Raw genomic sequence first — 23,493 nt, forward strand, 5'->3', positions numbered from 1 at the left:
CCGCCACAGCGCGCCGGTGATGCCGAGCAACAGGAACAACAACCCGCTGATCATCGGGAACCCGAGCCCGTCGAACGTCGCGAACGCCAGCCCCGCCACCGCGATCGACGCGCACAGCACCTGGCCGAGATGCCGCATCTCCTCGTCCATCGCCCGCGCCCGCACACCGCGAGCGGAGAAGATGCCGACCAGGAACAACGTGATCAGCGCGACGAGACCGATGAACCCGGTCTCCACGATCTGGCCCAGGTACTGGTTGTCCAGCGTGATGAACGTCTTCGGCAGGAAGGTCCCGAACCCGCGGCCGAGGAACGGCGACTTGTCGATGAACTCGCCGACCACCACGTAGTCGTCGGTGCGCCCCTGGATGCTCGGGTCGTCCTGCCAGCCGGTGAACAGACCGGTGATCGTGCCGACCAGACCGGGGATCAGCAGCCGCAGCACCACGATCGCGACCGGCGCCACCAGCAACGCGATCGCGCGGCGCAGACCGGACCACCCGGCGAACAGCACGATGAACGCGACGAACAGGCCCAAAGTAGCGGAGCGGGACACCGACATCGGGCTCGCCAGACCGATCAACGACACCAGCCCGAGCCACAGCCAGCGCCGCGTCTTGACGTAGAACGCCTGGTGCAAAGCGATCGGGAACATCATCGCGAGCACCACGCCGTACTCGATGGCGTGCGAGGCGGTGGCGGACACCCGGCGGAAGTTGGACCGGTCCGTCACCGACCCGATGACGTAGTTGATCTTCAAACCGGGGATGTGGTAGAGCTCGGCGATGTTGAAGCCGGTCGCGAACTGCAGCAACCCCATCACGGCGATGATGCCGGTCAGAATCACCAACGTGCGCAACAACAACTCGACGCTCTTGCGCGTGCGCAGCAAGTCACACGCCACGAAAGCGATGCCACACCACGACATCAGCGTGAGGATCGCCCTGTCCGCGCCCGAGAGCTGGTCGGCGGGCAACGGGTTCAGCGTGCCCCACGCGTAGGACAGCATGATCGACGCGGCGAACGCCAGCACCACGAGCCTGACCGGCTGCAGCCCGGTCTGCACCCCGTTGCCGGGCAGCATCCTGACCATCAGCCAGAACAGCAGCATGCCCATCCCGACGACGCCCGCGGGAGTACCGCTGGCGCCGAGGGGACCGATGATCATCTGCGCGGGCAGGCAGAACAGCAGTACCGCGTAGACGGTCAGCAGGCCTCGCGCGTCACCGGGTTCGGGTCTGCGGAGGAAGTCCAGCACGGGTCACTCGCGCCGGGTCTGCGGAGCGGGCGCAGGGGCCGGCACCGGGCCCTCCTCGCTCGGCCACTGGACGTCACCGTTCTTGGCGGCCGCCGGAACCTGCACCGGCCGGAACCGGTGCGTCTCCTCGGACCCCGTCTTGTGCACCACGGGCGGCGGCGGTCCGGTCGTCGCGGGACGAGCGGGCGTGGCCGGACGGGCGGGCGTGTTGACCGCGGGCTTGGGGGTGTCCACGACCGGCGGCAGGTCCGAGCTGTCCACCAGCGACTCCTCGACGAGCGAGCGCTGCTTGCGGCGCGTCTTCACGCTCTCGATCACGAACGCCGCGAGCACCGTCGCCGCGAGCCCGACGACGAGCATGCCGGCGAGGGCCCTGAGCTGGCTGCCGCGCTGGATCTCCGCGTGCGTCGGCAACGTGATCGGGTTCGTCGTGATCAGGAACTGCTGCGGCGCCTTCAGGTCGACCTGCGACTGCCGCAGGTTGTCCGTCATCGCCTTCTCGACGACCTGCGCGGTCTTGAGCGCCTCGGCCTCGCTCTTGGACGTGGCGGTCACCGACAGCATCGGCGCCTCACCGGGCACGATGTCGACGAGGTACTCCCCCGTCGCGCCCTGCTCCTTCATCAGCTCGACCGTGGTGAAGTCGTTCATCTTGCGCGCGGTGATCTGCGCGACGATGCCGAGCGAGCCACCGAACCCGAGGTAGGGGTTGGCCTGACCGGCCTGCGACGAGCCGACCTGAGCGGGCACGAGCAGCACGTCCGACGCCTTGACCTGGTACGTCGGCGGCACCGCGATCATGATGCCGATCCCGGCCACGACCATGATGCCGAAGCCGACCAGCACCGTCACCCATCGCCTGCGCAGCACCTTCAGCGCGCTAACGAAATCCACGTCCGCCCCAGGTTTTTCCCGTGCCCCAGTGAGCACGAGCCTACGCGAACGTTTGGTTCCCTCGCTCATTCCGCCACCTCCGAGGTCCTCGCCTGCTCGCGGTGCCAGACCTCGAGCGAGAGCAGGGTCCACAAGCGCGGTTGTTCGTTCCTGCCGCCCGAGTCGTGCTCGGCCAGCAGTTTTCGCACGCCCGCCGGGTCCAGTACACCTCCGACGAACGAGGCCGGCCCGGTGAGCAGGTCGTGTGCCATCTCGCGCAGCCCGTCGCGGAACCACGCGTCGAGCGGCACCTTGAAGCCGGACTTCGGGCGGTCCACCACGTCGGCGGGCAGGTGGTCGCGCGCGACCTCCTTGACCACCCACTTGGTCGTGCCGCGCCGCACCTTCACCGAGCTGGGCAGGGTGAACGCGAGCTCGGCGACCCGGTGGTCGAGGAACGGCGGCCGCAGCTCCAGCGACGCCGCCATGGACATGCGGTCGCCGCGTTCGAGCAGGTTGTCGGCCAGCCACGCGTGCGAGTCGGCGTAGAGCATCCTGCGCAGCGCGTCGCCGCGGCCACGGCTGTAGGCAGGGGTGATGGCGCGGGAAGCAGGGCCACCGAGCAACGCCCGCGACTCGGCGGTCGTGAACGGCGCGAACCAGCCGCGCATCCGGGCGGCCGCGCTGGGCTCTGCCATCGCCCGCAGCGCCACGCCGAAGCGCGCGGCCTTGGCGGGCAACGAGTTCTCCAGCCGCGACAGGGCGGCGTGCCGCAGCCAGGCAGGAGCGATTCCGGCCCAGCGCGTCGCACCGGCGAACTTGTACTTGGGGTAGCCGCCGAACAGCTCGTCGCTGCCCTCACCGGACAGCACGACCTTCACGTCCCGGCGAGCCAGTTCGGCGAGCTTGAACACCGCCACGTCAGCGGGCTCGGACAGCGGCGCGTCCCGGTGCCGGCTCAACCGGCCCCAGTTCTCCTTGAAGTCCTCGGCCGTGACGATGACGTTGTGGTGCTCGCTGCCGACCTCGGCCGCGACCTTCTCGGCCCAGTGGATTTCGTCCACCCGCGGGTCGCCGAACCCGGCGGAGAACGTGTGCAGTTCGCCGCCACCGCGCACCTTGGCGACCAGCGCGGTGATCAGGCTGGAGTCCACCCCACCGGACAGGTACGCACCGACCGGCACGTCCGCGACCAGCGCGTCACGCACCGACCGTTCGAGTGCCTCGGCGACGAGAGCGACCGCTTCCTCGGGCGTGCAGTCGCGCACGAGCCCCTGCGCAGGCAGCTCCCAGTACGGCGTCTCGTTCACGCGACCATCGCGAGAAACCGTGAGCCGGTGACCGGGCAGCACCTTCCGCACGCCGTCGACCAGCGTGTACGGCGCGGGCACCGACCGGTGCGCGAGGTAGTCGTGCAGCGAGGCGTGATCCACACCCCGGTCGCCGATCAGAGGCACGAGCGCCTTGATCTCCGACGCGAACGCGAACACCTGGGAGTCGGCGTAGTAGTACAGCGGCAGGATGCCCATCCGGTCGCGGACCAGGTGCAGGTCGCCGGTCTCCGCGTCGTCGATCGCGTAGGCGAACTGGCCGCGCAGCTTGCGCACGCCGTCGACGCCGTCCCGTTCGTACAGCGCGAGCAGCGTCTCGGTGTCGCCGTCGGTGCGGAACGGGTAGGTGAGCTCGGCACGCAGCTCGCGGTAGTTGAGGATCTCGCCGTTGAACGCGATGTGCCGCCGCTCGTCCGGCGTGGCCATCGGCTGCTGGGACGCGGCGAGGTCGATGATCGACAGCCGCGTGTGCGCGAACCCGGTCGAGCCGCTGACCCAGATCCCCGAGTCGTCCGGACCGCGGTGGTGCAGCGTGGCCGCCATCGCCCGCAGCAGGGCGGGGTCGACCGGCCGGCCGTCGAAGCGCCGGACTCCGGCGATGCCGCACATCAGGCTTCTCCCTCGGCGAGGCGCATCAGGTCACGGGCGCGGGCGTCCCAGGAGGCCGACAGCACGGAACGACGGCGCTGCTCGGGAGTCCCGATACCGCCGTCCTTCAACGTGAGCCGGATCTGCTCGATGAAGTCGTCGGGGTTCGCGGCGACGCGGACGCGGTCGGTGTAGTGCTGGACCTCGGGGAAGTCGGTGCTCACGATCGGCAGGCCGAGCGCGAGGTACTCCTTGAGCTTGATCGGGTTGGCGTGCTTGATCCAGTCGTTGTCGAGCCACGGCATCAGCGCGACGTCGAAACCCGTGCCGTACGCGGGAATCTGCTCGTACGGCCGGAAGTCGAGCCACGTGACGTTCGAGTACTTCTCGTAGCGCTCCATCGAGCAGGTCGCGTCGCCGATCAGCACCAGGTGCGCCTCGGGGATCTCCTTCGCGACGCGCTCCAGCAGGTCGAAGTCCACCAGGTAGTCGTCGAGGCTGCCGAAGAACCCGATCACCGGGCCCTCGATCGACGCGATGTCCGCCGGCAGCTGGTCGCGGCGGCGGAAGTGCTCCAGATCGACACCGTGGTCGAGGAAGTGACCACGGGTGCCGGTCTGGGGCTGGTCCTCCTCCTGCAGCGCGCGGCTGACGTAGAGGACGTGGTCGGAGTGCTCGAGGAGCTGGTCCTCCAGCGCCTTGATCGCCACCTGGTCCGACTCGGGGAACGCCGAGTGGCGGTCAGAACGGTTGTAGACGAGCGATGCGCGCGGCATCGGCTTGATCACGTCCCACGAGGTGGGAATCGTCGCCACCACAACAGGCTTCTTCATCCCCAGCGCGAGACTGACCGCGCGGACCTGGGCGCGCACCAGCACCGAGTTCAGCTTGCGCAACCACGGCTTTCCGTAGAACGGCAGCGGAAGCGGTGTCATCACGTGGAATCCCGGGGTGTCCGGGATCGGACGGCGCACCAGCATCGCGACGCTCTTCAGCTTCCGGAAGATCCGGCGCAGGAACTGGGTGCTGCGGCCGGGCAGCGGCATGCGCAGGCCGATGCTGTTGACCAGCAACACCTTCCGGTGCTTCGCGACCCGGCGCAGCAACTGGAAGTCGGAGTGCGCCCGGTTGTGGTACCACCAGTCCTGGGCGGAGAAGCACAAGTACGCGGCGTTGTTCTTGTTCGTGTCCAACGGTTCCGGCCACTCCCGCATGCCGATCAGTCCACGTAACGCGGCACGGTGCCGCGGCCGGTGGATCCGGAGAAGTTCGTTCAACGCCACCGCGAACCACATCAGCACGGACCGCGGCCGGCCCTGGCGTTCGCGGTGCAACCGGACCCGGTTCGCCTGCAGCAGCGCCCACAGCCGGGCCGAGGTCTCGGACTCGCCGCCGAGGTGGACGGCGACGGCCTCGGGCTCGTACCGGGTCGCGAAACCCTTGTCCCGCGCCCGGAGCATGTACTCGGTCTCCTCGGAGTACAGCAGGTAGCGCTCGTCCAGCGTCCCGATGGCGTCGATGCACTCGGCGGTGACGAGCCACGCGGCACCGGTGATCCAGTCCGCGGTCTCACCCGGCCGCACGACGATCTCGCCCAGCGCCGGGAACTTCCCCGCCGTCGTGCCGCCCAGCAGAGCCTGTCCCAGCACGCGCAACGGCGTCGGCTCGCGGCGGACGGAGTGCTGCACGACGCCGCGCTCGTCGACGAGCTTCGGCCCGACGATCCCGACACCCGGTCGCACGGCTGCTCGCAGTGCCGCGACCGCGCCCGGTTCGAGCCGGACGTCCGCGTTGAGCACCAGCACGTCACAACCGGGGGCCGCGGCGATGCCCGCGTTCACACCCGCGGCGAACCCGTCGTTGCCCAGCCGACGCACGACCTTCGCACCCGCGGCCTCTGCCAGTTCCACGGTGCTGTCCGCGGACGCGTTGTCCACGACCACGGCCTGCCAGTCGGCGATCCCGCTCAGTGCGACCGGCAGGGCCTCGAGGCAGCCGCTGATGACGCTCGCACTGTTGTAGGTGACGACGACCACGGCCAGAGGTCTTGCGGGAAGTGAATCCACGAGCTGGGTCCTCCGGAAGCGAGCTGCGACCGGGAATCCGGCCGCGATGTCTACGACCTCTAGATCGAGGAGGCCTGTCCCGCCGTTACGTTCCGTCGACCTGAGAAACGCCTGAGGACTACTCCGGCAACACAAGGTGTCGCCGAGGTAGCCCTCAGTGTTTCGTGACTATTGCGCTGATTCGGACTCAGCCGACCTTGACCGGCTTGCCGTTCTGGTCGACGTTGCCGCCACCGTCCGTGGCGCCGCCCAACGCGTTGTAGAAAGGGGCGTACTGGAACTGGGTGGTGAGCACGTTGTTCTTGATCACGAACGGCGGTGAGGCCGCGGCGAAGATCAGATGGTTCGAGCGGGTGATGTAGTTCCCGTCGATCGTCCAGTTCTTGCTGACCGCGGTGCCCGCGCCCGGCGTGGCGTCGTTGTAGATGCCGATGCCGTTGTGCGTGTACTGGCCGTCCGAGCGGATGCCGTCGATGTAGTTGTGCTTGATCACACCGTTGGAGCCGTTCGGGTTGATGTTGATGACATCCGTGTGGTCACCGGACTTGAACCAGATGTCGTGCAGGAAGTTGTCCTGGATCAGGTACGGGCCCTGGCCCTGGATGATGATCGGGATGTTGAAGCCCGAGATGTTGTTGCGCAGGAACGTGCCGCGGTCGTAGGCGAAGATGCCGTTGCCGGACAGGCCGCCGGTGCGCGGCGAGATCGTGCTGTCCTGCACGGTCACGGTGCCGTTCTCGATCCACATGGCGTGGTTGTCGCCGCCGTAGATCCGGCTCTGCTGCACCAGGACCTGCGTGGTGTCCGGCACGTTGATGTGGACCATGCCGTCGACTTCGTAGTTCTCGAAGACGAACGGGTCGCCCGCGTTGCCGGAACCACGCGCGCCGTGGTCCTTGAGCCAGCGCACGTCGACCGTCTGGTCGCCCTTGAGCGCGCGCAGGCCACCGTTCTTGACGCCGGTGTTCCCGGCGCCCGGCCAGCCCGTCATGCCCGGCTGCGACGGCGGCTTCGGGGTGCCGGGCGGCGCGGGCTTGGGGGTGGTCATGGTGGGTGCGGCGGAACTGGAGGAGGGTGCCGCGCTCGAGGACGAGGCGGCGCTGCTCGACGTGGCGGACGTCGTCTCGGTCGTGCTGGCCGGCTGGGCGTCGCCCGAGTTCGCGCCCGCGGGGGAACAGGCGGCGAGTGCGACGGCCGCGAGTGCGGCGAGGGCTGCGATGCGGGAGGACCGTTGCCGAAGGGGAGCACGGCGTTCGTTCTGTCTCGCGCTGCCACGATCCGTGGCGGTGCGGTGGAGCACGGGGGATGCCACCTTTCAGTTCGGGCCGCCTACTTCGATCGTGGATCTCCCGCGGCCGGGACATCACTCGAACGATCTCGTTATCTGGCGGTTACCGTTTTGGGCAGGGGGACGGTAACCCAGGCCAGAAGGCCGTGCATTAGGCCGTTCGGACCAGTCAAGCCATTTCACCGCTACCAAACCGAAATAGCCATCACCTGTTCGGGTTGATCTATTTCAAGAATGACCGCAGGTCAGCACAGAAAATGATCTGGCCGCCTCGGAACGCTCTTGAACTGAATTCCCCGTCAGCAGTACATCAACAAACATTTGCAGGTGCACAGGGTGAGTCGTGCCACGTCGTGGGATCACGACGGTGCGGGACTCGCCGGTTCCAGATTCTTCAGGTCTGCCAACGAGTGCCGGATCGGAGCGACAACCGGCAGGTAGAGCAGCAGTCCGCCGATGCCACCGATCAACAGGATCGCCAGGTCGTGATCCAGAACTCGGGTCACGACAAGGGGAACGAGGATCAGCGCGAACACGCCGAGTGCCGGTCTCGTCACCGCCTGGGCGAGGCTGATCGGGCGGACTCCCAGCCCCTTCAAGGCGAACAGGAAGGCGGGCAGCATGATCCCCACCGCCACGATCATGTGGGCGATGCCGACACCCATGACGCCTGACGTGTAGGCGCCTACCGCGAGTGCCGGTACGAGCACAGCCACCCAGAGTGCCTGCAGTGCGAGCGTCTGCCTGGCGTTGCCCACCGCGATGAGCACGTCGAAGCAGAGTTGCAGAGCGACCCTGGCCAGGCCGAGCACGGCCAGGAACATCAGCGCGGTCGACGCGGCCGACCACTTGTCGCCGTACAGCACGCGGATCGCCGGTCCGGCCATGAGCGCGAGCAGGCCGCAGATCGGGACGGCCGCCGCCATCAGCAGGCCCATCGACCGGGCGAAGGCGATCCGCAGGGACGGCAGGTCGTGCTGCAGGCGGGCGAACGCGGGCACGCTCACGCGCGCGACCGGGATGGACAGCAGCGTGACCGGCCAGCTGCTGAGGTTGAACGCGAGCACGTACAGGCCGAGCGTCTCCGGGCCGAGGAGCCTGCCGACGACGACGTTGTCGACCTGGACCATCGCGACGGCCAGGATCGTGGCCCCGGCCAGTGGCAGGCCGTCCTTCAGCAGTTCCTTCGCGACCTTCGGGTCGAACGCCGGCTTGTAGCGGACCGGGGTGAAGAAGAGGTGCAGCAGGCCGTTGATCAGGTTGCCCGCCAGCCGCCCCCACACCAGGCTCCACACGCCGAACCCGGTGAGCGCGAGTGCGAGGGTGAGGCCGGTGGTGACGACGAACCCGGTCAGGTCGGCGTAGGTGCGCAGGTCCTGGCGGAAACTTCTGGTGAGCATCGCCGACGGCACGGCCAGCGCGCCGTTGATCAGGATGGCGAACGACAGGACTTGCACCAGACTTGTCGCTTCCGGCGCGCCCAGTGACCGGCTGAACACGCCTGCGCCCGTGAAGAAGACCGCGAACAGCGCGCAGCTCGACCCGAAGATGACCGTGACCGCGGTCGGCGCGATCCGGGAGACGTCGCCGGGCCAGCGGACGAGGACCTGTTCGAGGCCGAGGTCGTTGAAGTTGATGAGGAACACCAGCGCGACCGTGGCGACGGCGAACAGACCGTAGTCGTTCGGCGTCAGCACGCGCGCCAGGATGATGCCGGAGATCAGGTTCGCCAGCCGTGAGAGCAGCGTGCTGGCGAAGCTCCAGCGCACCCCCTTCTTGACGAGGGTGCCGAGGTTCTCCTCTTCCGCGCTCACGTTTTGCCCTTTAGTGACGTCTTGAGCGCCGCCCACGACCGGTTCTCGAGGAACGGCCGCTCGAACACGCGGTGGAAGAGGTACGAGCCGCCGAGCACGGCCGCGAGACCGAGCACGAGCAGCAGGCCGAACCTCGCGAACTTGTCGCTGACGAGATGCTCCACGACGAAGTGGTCGGTCAGCCACAGCAACGGCAGGTGCACCAGGTACACGCTGTAGGAGAACAGTCCGACACCGCTGAAGATGCGGTGTGCCAGGAGGGTTTTCAGCGGTTCGAAGTGGCCGCCCGCGAGTGCCGCGAGAACCGCGGCGGTGCCCGCGCCGAGCAGCAGGTCGATCCAGAAGTACGCGTGGTCGACCCAGACGGAACCCGTGGTGATGGCCGTGACGATGAACGCCGCGTAGCACGCCGCACCGGCCCAGCCGATCCAGCGCGGGACCTCACCGGACCGCACGACGTCCGCCGCCGCCACACCGAACACGAACAGGGCGAGGAACTGCGGGGTGAAGTTGAGGAGGCCGTGGAGCGGGCCGACGTTCTCACCGGCCAGCTGCGACGCGATCACACCGGTGGTGAAGATGGCGACCATCCACACCGGGCCGAGCTTTCGCCGGAACCACAGCACCAGCGGGAACAGGAAGTAGATCTGCCACTCGATGGCGATCGACCAGAACGCACCGTTGGGCTTCGGGCTGTCGACCACGTCCTGCACCAGGAAGAAGTGCGCGATGACGCCCTTGAGCGTGATCGCCCTGCCGGTCAGCTCCGGGGTGATCAGGCCGAAGACGATGACGCTGAGCGCCAGTGCCGCCCAGTACGGCGGCAGGATGCGCCAGGCCCTTCTGCGGATGAACCTGAGCACTCCCCCGAGCTCGTACTCTCTGCGCGCGGGCGCGACCGTGAGCGAGAAGCCGCTGACCACGATGAACACGGCGACCGCGAGGTGGCCGTAGACGAGCCAGCCGAGCACGAGCGGCCCGGTGTTGACCGGGTAGGTCGGGTAGACGGTGAACCAGATGTGGTGCAGGACCACGTACACCGCGGCCAGCGCGCGCACACCGTCCAAGAAGGACAGACGGGTGCGGGCAGGCGCGCTGACCGTCGCGGTCACCGTGCGACCAGCCCGTCGCCCGCCTTCTGGTACGCCTTGCCGCACTCGCAGGTGTGGTCATCCGCGAGCCGTTCACCGCACTCGCAGACCCAGCCGCGGACCTTGGCCGGGTTGCCCGCGACGAACGCGTGCGCCGGAACGTCCTTGGTGATCACCGCACCCGCCGCGGCGAACGCGTGCGCGCCGATCTTGGTGCCGCAGACGACGGTCGTGCCCGCGCCGAGCGTGACGCCGTTCTCGACCTGGGTGGCCAGGAGGGCTTCGGGGCCCTTCTTGATGTGCGCGCGGGGCCTCAGGTCGTTGGTGAAGACCACGTTGGGGCCGAGGAACACGTCGTCGCCGACATTCACGCCGTCGAACAGCAGGACAGCGTTCTTGACGGTGACGCGGTCGCCGAGCACGACGCCGCCTTCGACGAACGCGTGGTCGCAGATGTTGCAGTCCTTGCCGACAACAGCGCCGGGCAGCACGTGGGCCCACGCCCAGATGCGGGTGCCCTCACCCACGTTCTCGGACTCGTTCAGCCCGAGTGGATGCACGCTAGCCACAACCCACCACCCTCCACGCCCCGGTTCGCCCGGTTCGAGAGCTTGATGAAGGGAACCTTCATCAACCTGAGGTTTATGAAGGTTCCCTTCATCTCAAATCCGGGGCTAGACATGGGCGGCCACCGCTTCCTTCAGGACGGCGGCGACGCGCTCCTGCTGTTCCCGCGTGATGCCGGGGTAGAGCGGCAGCGACAGGATCTCGTCCGCCGCCTGCTCGGCCACCGGGTAACCCTCGGGGCGGCCGTACTTGGCGAACGCGCCCGTGTGGTGCACCGGCGTCGGGTAGTGGATGCCCGCGCCCACGCCGTTGTCGTTGAGGTGCTTCAACACCATGTCGCGGTTGCGGACGCGCACGACGTACAGGTGCCACACGTGCTCGTTGCCGTCCGCGACACCGGGCAGCCGGACCTCGGACACGTCCGCGAGCAGCTCGGCGTAGAGATCGGCAGCGGCCGAACGCTCCTTGTTCCACGCGGCGAGCTGCTTGAGCTTGGCGCGCAGCACGACGGCCTGCAACGTGTCGAGGCGCGAGTTGAAGCCCAGCACGGGGTGCGAGTACTTCTTGTCGCTGCCGTGGTTCGCGAGCAGTCGCAACTTGTGCGCGATCTCCTCGTCCTGCGTGACGACGGCACCCGCGTCCCCGAACGCGCCCAGGTTCTTGCCGGGGTAGAAGCTCGTGGCGGCCGCGACGCCGAAGCCGCCCATGCCGGTGCCGTTCTGGGTGGCGCCCTGGCACTGCGCGGCGTCCTCGATGACGATCACGTCGTGCTGGGCAGCGACCGCGCGGATCGCGTTCATCGGCGCGAGCTGGCCGAACAGGTGCACGGGCAGCACGGCGCGGCAGCGGGAGGCGACGTGGGCGAACTCGTCGGCGTCGATCAGCAGGTGCGCGGGGTCGACGTCGACCGGCACCGGCACGGCACCCGCGCGGACGGCGGCCTCGGCCGTGGCGACGAAGGTGTTGGCGGGCAACGCGACGTGATCGCCGTCACGGATGCCGGCGGCGCGCAGGGCCAGCTCGATGGCGTCGGTGCCGTTCGCGACGCCGACGCAGTGCGCGGTCCCGGTGAACGCGGCGAACTCCTCCTCGAACGCGGTCACGTCCGGGCCGCCGATGAAGGCGGTCTTCGCCAGCACGCGCGCGAAGCCCTCCTCGACCTCGGCGGCGATGCGGTCGCGCTGCAGGCCGAGGTCGACCAGCGGGATGCTCACAGGGATTGCCCTCTCGTTCATGACAGCTTCCGCCGGACTGCCCGCAGGCCGTTCTTCACCGGCTCCGGGAGTCCGCGCGCGGCCAGCATCACCGCCGTCCGCGCACCTTCCTTCACGGACGTCGTTCGGGACGGCGATTCCGCTACGGTCCGCTGGTAGAGACGTTCGAGGCCACGCGCCGCCGGGTCGAGCCCGTAGTGCTCCACGACGACCTCGCGCCCGAACGCGCCGAGCTCGCTCCGCAGCTGTGCGTCGTCGAGCATCGGCCGGATCTGGTCGGCCAGCAGCGTCACGGGTTCGGTGCCGTCACCGAGGCCGTAGTAGCCGTGCTGGCGGAAGTAGCCGACGGTCTCGGGGGTGAACGGCAGCGAGAAGCCCTTCTCCCCCAGCACCACGATCGGCTTGGCGAACGCCAGCGTCCGCAGCGCCGACCCGCCCATGCCGAGCATCACGTCCGCGGCTTCGTAGGCCGGCCGGGGATCCACCAACCCACCGGTCAGCACGATCACATCCGCGCCGTGCCGGTCGTTGACCTCTTTCGCCCGCTCTGCGACCTTCGCCGCCGCGGTGCCCTCACCCACGATCACCAGCCGGACCGGCCGTTCCTTGGCCAGCAGGTCGACGGCCTCGATGCTGCGCAGCAGGCTTTCCAGCTTGAGCCACTCGGTCAGCCGCGACACCGTGACCAGGTTGACCCGGTCGTCGTCGAGTCCGTACTTCTCCTTGAACGGCAACGCATCCACCACACCGGGCGCGTTGAAGTCCACGTCCACGGGCGGTTCGAGCAGGTCCACCGTGCCGGACCGGATCCGCGCGGCGTCCTCGGCCAGCTGCTTCGTGCCGAACGTCGTGGGCAGGTGCCGCGGCAGGAACCCCGGCACGACCATGCCCATCATCGTGGTGAACAGCGGAATGCCGTACACGAGGTGCTCGACGTAGTACGCGTCGAAGCACTGCGGCCAGTCCCACACGTGGATCAGGTCAGGCCCCTCGGCCTTCACCGCCGCGCGCAACGCCCGCATCACCTTCAAGGACGGATGCCGGGTGGCGTCAGGGGCTTCGATCAGGCGGAGACCGCGTTGCTCGGCCAGGGCGACGGCCGGGCCGGGCGCCGCGAACAGAACCACTTCGTGGCCGTGGGTGTCGCGGATGCGGGCGGCCAGCTCGATGGCGTTGGTCTGGGTGCCGCCGAGTTCGAGGCGGTGCGCGAAGACGAGAACCTTCACACCCTCACCTCCAGCGGTCGAGCGGGCACCCCGGCCCAGGTCTCCCCGGCCGGAACGTCCTTCAGCACCACCGCGCCCATACCCACCAACGCCCCAGCGCCGACCGTCAGCCCTTCGCGCACCAGCGCACCCGATCCGATGTAGGCGCTCTCTCCCACCCGAACGTTCCCGGCGAGCGCGGCACGTCCAGCCAAAGTCACACCATCGGCCACCGCATCGTCGTGCGTCAGCAACACGTGCGGCATCGCGACCACGAACCGCCCGACCTGCTGCGGCGCGGTGATCACGGCGCACGCCAGCAAGATCGTGCCCACACCCAGCTCGACACCGGCGGCGACGGAAGCCGCGGGGTGCACCAGAGTCGCGTAGCGCGAGTCGTCGAACCCGAGCCGCTGCGAGATCCGCATCCTGCTGTCCTGGTTCGCGGAGCTCGCCGTGCAGATCAGCACCTGCGCGCCGACGTGCTCGCGAGCCAGGTCGATCGGCCCCAGCACCTCGTGCCCGTCAACCAGAAGACCGTGCTTGTCCGCCGAGTCGTCCAGGAACCCCAGCACCTCGAACGTCGGCTGGACCGAGTTCACCGCCGCGATCGCCGCCAGGGCCTCACGCGCGAGGCCACCGGCTCCGATCAGCAGCAGCGGCGTCATCGCGCATCACACGCGAGCTCCAGCGCGTCGACCACCTGGTCCTGCTCCTCGGCGGTCAGCTCGTGGAACAACGGCAGGATCAGCGTCCGCGAGGTCAGCCGCTCGGTCACCGGCAGCGCCACGTGCGGGTGTCCGGCGTACGCGGGCTCCAGGTGCGACGCCATGATCCCGCGCCGAGCGGAAACTCCCTTGGCCGCCAACCGGTTCAGCACCTCGTTGCGGTCGACCGGGCAGTCCTCGGACAGCTCAACCCAGAACGACTGGTAGTTGGTGGTGCCGTACGCAGGATCGGAAACCGCGCGCAGGCCAGGAATCCGGGCCAGCAACGAGTGGTACCGCGCAGCCAGCTCACGACGGCGAGCGATGATCGCGTCCAACCGCCCCAGCTGCACCAGGCCGACCGCGGCCTGGATGTCGGTCATCCGGTAGTTGAACGCCGTCTCCAAATACTCTTCGAGCACCACGCCGCCGCCCGCGTGACGATCAGCGGCGCTGACACTCATCCCGTGCTCGCGCAACCGCCGCGCCCGGACAGCGACTTCGGGATCGTCCACCGTGAGCATGCCGCCCTCACCGGTGGTGAGCAGCTTGCGCGGGTGGAACGACCAAGCCGCCAGCGAGGCACCGAGGCCCACCGGCGAACCGTGGTACGTCGACCCCGCGGCGCAAGCAGCGTCCTCGACGATCGGCAACCCGAGACCCTCAAAGGACTTCACGTCGGCAGGCACACCACCCTGGTGCACCAGCACCACAGCCCGCGTCCGATCAGTCACCACAGCAGCAACGGTCTCAGCGGTCAGGTTCCCGGTCTCCGCCGACACATCCGCGAACACCGGCGTGGCACCGCAGTACCGCACGGCATTGGCGGTCGCGATGAACGACAACGACGGCACGACGACCTCGTCGCCAGGACCGACGTCCAGCAGGTGCAACGCCAAGTGCAGCGCCGTCGTGCAGGACGACACCGCGACACCGTGCGCGGCCCCGACCCGCAAAGCAAAAGCTTCCTCGAACGCACGGACCCGTGGCCCCTGCGCGACCCACCCGGACCGCACGGCCTCGGCAGCCGCGAGGGCTTCTTCCTCGCCCATCAACGGTCGCATCACCGGGATCATCGCTCTCCCCCAACAGAGTTCTCGGCGGGCACAGTGGCTCCCCTTTCCACGAGGCCGATGGCCTCCGCGAACGCGTCGCTGCGGCGACGCCAAGAATGTTCGGCAGCGAACTCCTGCCGGGACGCAACAGCCGCAGCAGTGCGTTCGGTGCTGGCCGCCTGGGCGGCGGCCGCGGCGAACTCCCCTGGCGCCGCGATGCGAACCATGCCGGCGGCCTCCGAAGCGAGCCACCGCGAAGCAGGCAGATCCGTTGACACGACCGGACGTCCGGCCGCCAGGTACTCCAGCGTCTTCAACGGGAACGAGGCCCGGTTGAAGGAGGAGTCCAGATAGGGCGTCAGCCCGACGTCGATCTTCCGGTAGTAACCGGGAAGTTCCGGAAACGGCACCTCGTCCACGTGCACCACCCGCGGCCGGGCCACCAGCGAGGACCAGCGCTCCGGCTCCCAAGCCGGATCACGCGGCCCGACCATCAACAACGACATCCCGGTGTCGGCAACGGCTTCCAGCAGAGAGATGTCGATCCGAGCGGTGATCCGCCCGACGAGCCCGGCGACCGGGCCTTCCAAACCTGAAACCACGGCAGGAATCTCAGCACTGTCCACAGCGGAATAGGCGTCCGTGTGCACGCCGTTCGGCAGGAACTGGGCCGGTGCGCCGAGGCCGGTCCACCTGCGGACCAGCTCCGGCGTCACCGCGAACACGTGCTGCGCCTGGCGAAGAGCCCTGCTCTCCTCGCCGAGCAACCAGCCCGGGTCCAGTCCCATCAGCTCACCGCCGGCGACCCAGTCGTCCGTGCCGTACAACACGGTCCGGACCGACGAGTCCCACATGCCCAGAACATCGTCGAACGAAAACGACACCACGGCGTGCGGTGAACGCTTCAACTGGCGCAGAGCCCAGCGGATCTGTGCTCGCACCAACGGCCACGTGGTGGCGCGGATGCCGGGACGGGACAGCCCCGGCAACGCGACGGGCGTGAGCCTCGAAATTCCTTCTGGTGTAACAGTGAGGCGAGGCCGGACTCCTCTGCCGACACCTGGCCGGTACCGGGCGGGTGTCACCGGCGAGATCGGCGGATCCACCCACAGCACATCGGCGTACCTGGTCAGTTGTTCGGCCTGCTGCCGGTCAGCGCCACGGACTCCGTCCCACGGCTTTCCCGACATCATGACCAGCAAAGGAGTCACGACCTACCCATCCTCCGTTTCGCTTACCAGACGGCGAGCATCCGGCCGCCCGCCTCCCGGACCGCCGCAGCGGTCCTCGTGAACGACACCGGGCGGGACGCGGCACCCGAGGGCGACCCGCTCGAAGGCGAGTACACCGCGTCGACCCAGTAGTTCGCGTCGTTGCCGTTGACCGGGAAGCCGCCACCGTTGCCGTAGACGTACACGCCGTTCGGAGCACCCGAGAGGGTCTTCGGCGCGTGCATCGGACCGCGGTCCACACCGTTGAACTCGAACTGGCCGCGCGTCACGGAGTAGTGCCCGTTCGGCGCGTAGTACGAAACGATGTACTGCGTGTTCGCGGCGACCGTGATCGGCGAGGCGAAGTTCGCCTGCTGCCATCCGCCGACGCTCTCGTTGGAGAACGTCACCGTGCCGAGCAGCGTGCCGGTCGAGGTCCACAGGTGACCGACGTGCGTGCCGGAGTTGCCGGTGCCCTTGTAGAAGCGGACACCCGTGACCACACCGGGCTGGTCGACGTTGAACCGCACGCCGAGCTCGACCTGGCCGTTGTCGTTGGCGTTGTTGATGACCGGCGTCGCCGAGTCGGCGAACAACGTGCACGGGCAGCCGCTGGAGTCCGGCAGGGCGGTGGTGAACGTCCAGCTGACCGAGCCGGTCATCTGGTTGCCCGCCACGTCCTTCGCACCGGAGACGGTCGCCTGGTACGTCGTGGCGCTGGCCAGCGGCGCGCTCGGGGTGAGCGTCCACGTCCTGGTGGCCGGGTCGTAGGCGGTGGTGCCCGCGACCGAAGCGCCCAAGCCACCCGTCGGCACCAGGTTCAGCGACGGCGTCGCCGGGTCGATCGACTCGTCGAACGTGACCGCCACCGAGGTGGTGGTCGGAACGCTCGTCACGCCGTTGGCGGGCGCGGTCGAGACGACGGTCGGCGCGGTGGTGTCCGGCGGCGCCGTGTTCGTGAAGACGGCGTCGACGTAGTAGTTGCCCGCCTGGTACGAGTCGACCGGGAAGCCACCGCCGGCGCCGTACTTGAACAGACCGTTCTTCAGCGACCCGTTCGCCGGGGAGTGCAGCGGCGCGTTGTCGACGTCGCTACCGAAGTAGTTGACGTCACCCGCGTACCGCCCGTTCGGCGCGTAGTACGACACGATGTAGGTCGTGTTGGCGGAGACCTGCACCGGGTTGGCGAAGGTCAGCTTCTGCCAGCCGGTCGCCGTCTCACCGCTGAACGTGCCGGTGGCGAGACGCGTGCCGGTGGTGGACCACAGGCTGCCGGTGTGCGTGCCGGAGTTGCCGGTGCCCTTGTAGAAGCGGACGCCGGTGATCCAGCCGTTGGTGTCCGGCGTGACGCGCATGCCGAGCTCGACCGCGTTGGTGTCGTTCACCGCCGGGCTGGCGGGCACCACGCTGTCGTTGAACAGCGTGCACGGGCAGGCCCCGACACCGGACGTGGTGAAGAACCAGCTGTTCGTCAGGGGCATCGCGTTGCCCGCGGTGTCGCTCGCCTTCACGGTGACCGTGTAGGTGGTCGCCGCGTTCAACTGGTTCGTCGGCTGGAACTTCGCCGTGCGGGTCGCCGCGTCATAGGTCGCGGTTCCGGTGACACCACCGGTGACCGTCCACTGCACGGTTGCCGGGTTGATCGCCTCGTTGAAAGTCGCCGAGATCTGCGTGGTCCTCGGGACGCTGCGCGAGTCGTTGCCGGGGTACGTGGCGGACACGGTCGGCGGGGTCAGGTCGGGATCCGGCTGGAACACCGTGTCGACCCAGTAGTTCGCGCCGCCGCCGTTGGTCGGGAAGATGCCACCCGTGCCGTAGCGGTAGACGCCGGTCGGTCCGTCGGTGCCGTTGGCCAGAGCGCGCAGCGGGGCGTTCGCCACCTGTGCGTTCAGGCCGCCGGACGTGGCGGAGTAGTAGCCGTTGGTCTGGTACGAGACCACGTACGTCGTGTTGGCGTTGATGTGCACCGGCGTGCTGAACAGCGCCTGCTGCCAGCCCGAGGTGGTCTCACTGCCGAACGTGACGCTCGCGAGCTGCGTGCCCGCGTTCGACCACAGGCGGCCGGTGTGCGCGCCGGTGTTCTGCGGTCCCTTGTAGAACCGGACGCCGGTGACGTTGCCGCCCACGTCGGAGCGGAACCTCATGCCGAGCTCGACCGCGTTGGCGTCGTTGACCGTGACGGTGTTCGGCGTCGCGCTCTCGTCCCACACGCTGCACGGGCAGACACCGGGGTTGGCCGGCTTCTGCGTGGTGAAGCTCCAGGACGTGGTGCCCGCCATGGTGTTGCCGGCGGTGTCCTTGGCTCCCGTGACCGACACGGTGTAGGTCGTGTTGCCCGCCAGCGCGGCGGTCGGGGTGAACGTGGCGACCTTGTTCGCGGCGTCGTAGGCCACGCTGCCGGTCACCGCCTGGTTCGCGGCGTTCTTCATGGTCATGTTGACCGTCGCGACCTGCACGGCCTCGTTGAACTGCACGCTGGCGGTCGCCGACGGTGAGACGCTCGAGCTGCCGTTCAGCGGGGAGATCGGCGTCGCGGTCGGCGCGATCGTGTCCGGCGGGGCGACGGTGTCGAAGACGGCGTCGACCCAGTAGTGCCCGCCCTGGTAGGTGTTCGTCGGGAACCCGAAGGAGCCGTAGGCGAACATGCCGTTCGGGGCGGCCTCCGTCGTCGCGGGCGCGTGCAGCGGCGCGGCGTCGAAGGACTTGTTGCGGAAGAAGTCCGCATCGGACGAGTACCTGCCGACGGGTGCGTTGTACGACACCACGTACTGGGTGTTCGCCTGCACCTCGACCGCGGGGTTGAGCGAGGCCATCTGCCAGCCGCCCGCGGTCTCGTTGAGGAACGTGGCCTGGGCCAGCAGCTGGCCGTTCGCCGACCAGAGAGCACCGGTGTGCGTGCCGGTGTTGCCCGCGCCCTTCCAGAAGCGGACCGCGGTGACCCAGCCGTGCGTGTCGGTGGTGAAGCGGGTGCCGACGTTGATGGCGTTGGCGTCGTTGTTCGCCTGCGTCTTCGGGGTCGACAGGTCCGGGAAGATCGTGCACGAGCAGGTGCTGTTGACGCCCACCGAGGCGGGGCTCGCGTCGGTGTTGAGGCTGTCGTCGGTCGCCCGCGCCTGGATCGTCAGCGCGCCGGTGCGCGGGACGGAACCGGTGTAGGACCAGCTCTCCCTGCCGTCCGCGACGTGCCACGTCGTGCCGCCGTCGAGCGAGACCTCGACGCCACCGACGCGACCGCCGGTGTCGGACGCCGTACCGGTGACGGTGATCGTGTCTCCACTGTGGACGGTACCGCCCGCGGTGGGTGAGGTGATTACGGTGTTGGGCGCGGTGCCGTCGGTGGAGAGGCCACCGGCGACGAGCCCGACCTGCAGGCTGCCCGGCTGGACTCCCATGTCCCCGAACAGGTTCACGGTCGCCTGCTGGATGCGCTGGTCGACGTCGACCTCCGCACCGTCGTGCTGGCTGTCGAGACCCCACGACCACTGGACGGTGCCGGCGCCGAACACGAGCGCGCCGCTGGCCGCCTTGTACAGCGTCATCCGGTGCGTCGCCTCGCCCTGGGCCACGTTCGTGCCGTAGTCCTGGATCTTCGCGTCTACCGTCTGGGTGGTCTTGGACAGCCGGATCATGTTCTTCGGCCGGAAGCCGTTGTCGACGTCCTCGTCCCACTCGTAGCCGAGCGTGTTGGGTGCGAGGGTCGCAACCTGCCCGGCACTCTGGTTCGCCACGGAAGTGTTGCGCCAGAAGCGCATCTTGCCGTCCTCGGCGGGAACCTGGATCGCGTAGCTGCAGCAGTTGACCGTCCACAGCTGACCGGTCAGCGAGTTCTCCGGCCGGCCACCGTCGGCGGGCGGGCTGAAGCGCGGGTCGCGCCACGTGCCGGTCCACGCCGCGTTCGGGTCGGACTTCATGTTGTCGTGGGTTTCCTTGTACGTCACCAACGTCCGGTACGGGGTGTTGGTGCCGTCGACGCTGTTCTCCCAGCGGGTCTTCCAGAAGACCTCGTTGCCGGAGAAGAACGCCAGGTTCACGCCGACGTCACGGGCGGCCTCGACGTTCGCGCGCTGCTGCGACGACCAGTACTCGTCGTGCCCGACCGACAGGAAGACCTTGTGGTTGAGCAGCAACGAGGCCGAGCGGTCGGAGTCGATGCCGGAGATGTAGCTGACGTCGTACCCGTTACGCTCCATGAAGCGGATCATCGGGTACTCGGAGCCGAAGATGAAGTCGCGGCCGTCCGGCACGTCGGTGCGCGTCGAGAACGGCCTGTTGTAGCTCAGCTTCTGGGCACGGCTGCCGTAGAAGCTCTTGCCACCCCACGTGTTGTAGGCCTGCCACGTGGTGTCGGACGTCTGGAACACCATCTTCGAAGCGCGGGCGTCGTCACGCACCACGAACACGATGTGGTTGTTGATGTCCTGGTCGAGCCGCTGCAGGTTCGCCACGTACACACCGGACACCAGGTTGGTCGGCACCGTCCAGGACGCCGACTCGAGCCAGTTGCCGCAGTCGACGAGCCCCGTGTTGGGGTCGCCGCCGCAGTTCGCCGGCTGGTTGCGCGGCGTCGGCGTGATCGAGTCGACCTTCCGGGCGCCCGCGCCGCCGTAGTAGCCGAGGCGCAGCAGGTCGATGCGGTACGGGGACGAGGTCTTGACCTTGAACTTGATGGTCTGACCGAGGTTCACCGACATCTGGGTGGCGAAGCCCTCGATGCTCGGGTCACCACCGCCGGTGGCGTCCCAGTTGGTGTCGCCGGGTTTGGAGTTCTCGCACAGCACCGGGTTGGTCACCGGTGCATCGCAGGGTGCCGCGGATGCGACGGGTCCGAAAATGGCGGCCGGAACCAGAACCGCGGCCATGAAAACAATCAGCGCCAGTGCCCGAGCCAGGATTGGGTGTGATCCGGCTCTCGAACCCCTTGGGGCGGTCATGTGTCGTCTTCTTCCTCTCGCGCCGCTCCTGCGACCCCAGCCATGTGGTCGTCGTCCGAGCGACGCGCGCTGCATCTCCCCAGAGGCGGGGCGCGCCGACGACATTCCAATTGGGACGTCGGGGCGCGACCAGTCCTCGTTACACGTTTTGGGGTATCGATTAGGCCAAAAGTTCAACGGTCCCAAGGGTTTCCGTTGTTTCTGTCACTGTCGGTCAAACCATTGCGACCGGATGAGACGGACGCGGCGGCCTGATTTCACACAGTCAGGCCGCCATTTCGGACAGTCAGGCCGTCTTCTCGGCCGTCTTCTCCGCGCGCCACCACTTGACGAGGTCGCGCAGGCCACCGTCCATCTCGATCTCGGGCTTCCAGCCGAGGTCCGTCGCCGCGGCGCTGATGTCGGCCAGGCGACGCGTGACACCGTTGACCTTGCGCTCGGGGCCGTGTTCCAGCGGCAGGTCGGAGTCCATGGCGGCAAGGAGCGCGAGGGCGAGCTCCTTGAGCGAGGTCTCCTTGGAGGACGCGATGTTGTACACCGTGTCCGTCACAGGTGCCTTGGCGGCGAGGATGTTCGCGCGGGCGATGTCGTGCACGTGCACGAAGTCCATCGTCTGCGCACCGTCACCGAAGATCAACGGCGACTTTCCGTCGACGATGCGTTCCATCCAGCGGATCAGCACCTCGGTGTACAGACCGTGGACGTCCATCCGCGGGCCGTATACGTTGAAATACCGCAGTGCCACGTAGTCCAGGTCGTGCATCGCCTTGAAGCTGCGCAGCATGCCTTCGTTGAACGCCTTCGCGGCGCCGTAGAAGGTGTCGTTGTTGTACGGGTGGTGCCGTTCGTTGGTGGGGAACGACTCCGCGAGCCCGTACACCGACGCGGACGACGACGCGATGACCTTCTTGACGCCGGCGGCCGCGGCGGCCTCGATGACCGTGAACGTGCCGTCGACCAGGCACTCCAGCGCGAGCCGCGGTTCCTCGGCGCACTGGGTGATGCGGATGGCGGCGAGGTGGAAGACGAGGTCCTGGCCCTCGGTCAGCTCGCGGACGAGCGCCTTGTCGTTGATGTCGCCGTCGACGATCTTGACGACACCGGACTCCAGCGCGCCCTTCAGGTTCTCCCTGCGGCCGCGCACGAAGTTGTCCAGCACGACGACCTCGGAGGCACCGGCCTCGACGAGCTGGTCCACCACGGACGACCCGATTGTGCCCGCACCGCCCGTGACGAGCGCGCGCTGGCCACTGATCGGTTGTGCCGTCATTTACTGAACCCTGCCTTCGATTTGGTGAACGGGTACGAAAACTCCGCCGGAGCGCAAAGACTCCGACGCGGCCTCAAGCACTGCCAGCACGCGCAGACCCGCGCGGCCGTCCGTGAGCGGCGGGCGCTTCTCCGTGATGGACGCGGCGAACTCGGCCATCATCGTGCGCAGCGCCTCGCGTTCCACCAGCGCCGGCGCGACCATGTCACCGGTGCGGTAGGAGATCTTCTGCTGTTCTTCGGAACGGTCGACGCCGCGGTCGTAAATGGACAGTCGCTGCGCCGGATTGTTGTCGTCCCAGACCACCGTGCGCTGCGAACCGCCGATGACCATCGTGCGAATCTTCGTCGGCGACAGCCAGTTCACGTGCACGTGCGTGATCGCCCCGTTGGACAGCCGCACGGTGAGATGGCCGACGCACGCGACACCGGCGCCGATCGGGTCCGCGCCGTGTGCCGCGACCTCCACCGGCCGCACGTCGTCGGGCAGGATCGCCTCGAAGATCGACAGGTCGTGGGGCGCGAGGTCCCACAGCACGTCGACGTCCGGCTGCACCAGACCGAGGTTGATGCGCACCGAGTCGATGTACTGGATCTCGCCGAGCTCGCCGCCGCGGATCATGCCGCGCAGGTGCTGCACGGCCGAGGTGTAGGCGAAGGTGTGGTCGAGCATCAGCGTGAGACCGCGGGACTCCGCGGCCTCGACGAGCTTGAGGCCGTCCTCGAGGTTCGCGGCGAGCGGCTTCTCGACCAGGACGTGCTTGCCCGCTTCCAGCGCCGCGAGTGCGACGGGCAGGTGGGTCGCGGCGGGTGTCGCGATCGCCACCGCGTGCACCTCGGGGTCGGCGAGCACCTCGTCCAGCGACGACGTTGCCCGAACGGTCGAGTACTCGCCGAGCACGCGCTCGGCCTTCTCGACGTCGAGGTCGCAGAGGTAGCGCAGTTTCAACGAAGGGGTGGCCTGAGCGTTGCGGACCAGGTTCGGTCCCCAGTAGCCCGCGCCGATGACGGCAATTCCAATCACAG

At 68.3% G+C, this 23,493-nt stretch carries 16 protein-coding genes; all 16 read right to left on the bottom strand.

Annotated features, from left to right (window positions below; translation table 11 throughout):
* The coding region (locus UK23_RS25005) for an O-antigen ligase family protein (RefSeq protein ID WP_045314065.1) at positions 1-1,257 on the bottom strand (1,257 nt) is incomplete at its 3' end.
* Positions 1,258-1,260: 3 nt separating this feature from the next.
* Positions 1,261-2,151: a hypothetical protein gene (locus UK23_RS25010; protein WP_156213368.1), complete on the bottom strand. Its 891-nt coding sequence runs from the start codon at positions 2,149-2,151 to the stop codon at positions 1,261-1,263.
* Between the two features lie 65 nt (positions 2,152-2,216).
* Positions 2,217-4,070 carry an asparagine synthase (glutamine-hydrolyzing) gene (asnB, locus tag UK23_RS25015; RefSeq protein WP_045314067.1) on the bottom strand — a complete coding sequence of 618 codons (1,854 nt, stop codon included), beginning with the start codon at positions 4,068-4,070 and terminating at the stop codon, positions 2,217-2,219.
* Entirely contained in the window at positions 4,070-6,115 is a 2,046-nt protein-coding gene (locus UK23_RS25020; protein WP_045314068.1) for a glycosyltransferase, read from the bottom strand. The genes asnB and UK23_RS25020 overlap by 1 nt, the downstream gene beginning before the upstream one ends.
* Positions 6,116-6,302: 187 nt before the next feature.
* Positions 6,303-7,415, bottom strand: coding sequence for a hypothetical protein (locus UK23_RS25025; RefSeq protein ID WP_156213369.1), 1,113 nt, complete (start codon positions 7,413-7,415; stop codon positions 6,303-6,305).
* 347 nt (positions 7,416-7,762) lie between these two features.
* Positions 7,763-9,217 (bottom strand): lipopolysaccharide biosynthesis protein, encoded by a 1,455-nt coding sequence (locus UK23_RS25035; protein ID WP_052685012.1) that lies wholly within the window; start codon positions 9,215-9,217, stop codon positions 7,763-7,765.
* On the bottom strand, positions 9,214-10,329 hold the full coding sequence (locus tag UK23_RS25040; protein WP_045314072.1) for an acyltransferase family protein: 1,116 nt from the start codon (positions 10,327-10,329) through the stop codon (positions 9,214-9,216). The genes UK23_RS25035 and UK23_RS25040 overlap by 4 nt, the downstream gene beginning before the upstream one ends.
* Positions 10,326-10,877, bottom strand: a complete 552-nt coding sequence (locus UK23_RS25045; RefSeq protein ID WP_045314073.1) for an acyltransferase — start codon at positions 10,875-10,877, stop codon at positions 10,326-10,328. The genes UK23_RS25040 and UK23_RS25045 overlap by 4 nt, the downstream gene beginning before the upstream one ends.
* Before the next feature lie 105 nt (positions 10,878-10,982).
* A complete protein-coding gene (locus tag UK23_RS25050) occupies positions 10,983-12,110 on the bottom strand; it encodes a DegT/DnrJ/EryC1/StrS family aminotransferase (RefSeq protein WP_045314074.1) in 1,128 nt (375 codons plus the stop codon).
* The gene (locus UK23_RS25055; protein ID WP_052685013.1) at positions 12,107-13,315 is read right to left on the bottom strand and encodes a glycosyltransferase family 4 protein; all 1,209 of its coding nucleotides are present in this window, start codon (positions 13,313-13,315) and stop codon (positions 12,107-12,109) included. Before UK23_RS25055 ends, UK23_RS25050 begins: the two co-directional genes overlap by 4 nt.
* Entirely contained in the window at positions 13,312-13,962 is a 651-nt protein-coding gene (locus UK23_RS25060) for a NeuD/PglB/VioB family sugar acetyltransferase (RefSeq protein ID WP_045314075.1), read from the bottom strand. Before UK23_RS25060 ends, UK23_RS25055 begins: the two co-directional genes overlap by 4 nt.
* The gene (locus UK23_RS25065; protein WP_045314093.1) at positions 13,959-15,065 is read right to left on the bottom strand and encodes a DegT/DnrJ/EryC1/StrS family aminotransferase; all 1,107 of its coding nucleotides are present in this window, start codon (positions 15,063-15,065) and stop codon (positions 13,959-13,961) included. Before UK23_RS25065 ends, UK23_RS25060 begins: the two co-directional genes overlap by 4 nt.
* Before the next feature lie 8 nt (positions 15,066-15,073).
* Positions 15,074-16,267, bottom strand: a complete 1,194-nt coding sequence (locus UK23_RS25070; protein WP_156213370.1) for a glycosyltransferase — start codon at positions 16,265-16,267, stop codon at positions 15,074-15,076.
* A 23-nt stretch (positions 16,268-16,290) separates the two neighbouring features.
* Positions 16,291-21,057 carry a DUF4082 domain-containing protein gene (locus tag UK23_RS25075; protein ID WP_231114661.1) on the bottom strand — a complete coding sequence of 1,589 codons (4,767 nt, stop codon included), beginning with the start codon at positions 21,055-21,057 and terminating at the stop codon, positions 16,291-16,293.
* A 427-nt stretch (positions 21,058-21,484) separates the two neighbouring features.
* Complete coding sequence (locus tag UK23_RS25080; RefSeq protein ID WP_045314077.1) at positions 21,485-22,468, bottom strand: NAD-dependent epimerase/dehydratase family protein; 984 nt, start codon at positions 22,466-22,468, stop codon at positions 21,485-21,487.
* Positions 22,469-23,491 carry a Gfo/Idh/MocA family protein gene (locus UK23_RS25085; RefSeq protein ID WP_231114662.1) on the bottom strand — a complete coding sequence of 341 codons (1,023 nt, stop codon included), beginning with the start codon at positions 23,489-23,491 and terminating at the stop codon, positions 22,469-22,471. It abuts the gene before it with no gap.
* Positions 23,492-23,493: the final 2 nt, after the last annotated feature.

Origin of the sequence: Lentzea aerocolonigenes (assembly GCF_000955955.1) — a bacterium.
Taxonomy (GTDB): Bacteria; Actinomycetota; Actinomycetes; order Mycobacteriales; family Pseudonocardiaceae; genus Lentzea; species Lentzea aerocolonigenes_A.

Excerpts from the sequence above, each read along its gene's own strand:
- asnB (WP_045314067.1), bottom strand. The coding sequence starts at position 4,070 with ATGTGCGGCATCGCCGGAGTCCGGCGCTTCGACGGCCGGCCGGTCGAC.
- UK23_RS25050 (WP_045314074.1), bottom strand. The coding sequence starts at position 12,110 with ATGAACGAGAGGGCAATCCCTGTGAGCATCCCGCTGGTCGACCTCGGC.
- UK23_RS25060 (WP_045314075.1), bottom strand. The coding sequence starts at position 13,962 with ATGACGCCGCTGCTGCTGATCGGAGCCGGTGGCCTCGCGCGTGAGGCC.
- UK23_RS25065 (WP_045314093.1), bottom strand. The coding sequence starts at position 15,065 with ATGCGACCGTTGATGGGCGAGGAAGAAGCCCTCGCGGCTGCCGAGGCC.
- UK23_RS25080 (WP_045314077.1), bottom strand. The coding sequence starts at position 22,468 with ATGACGGCACAACCGATCAGTGGCCAGCGCGCGCTCGTCACGGGCGGT.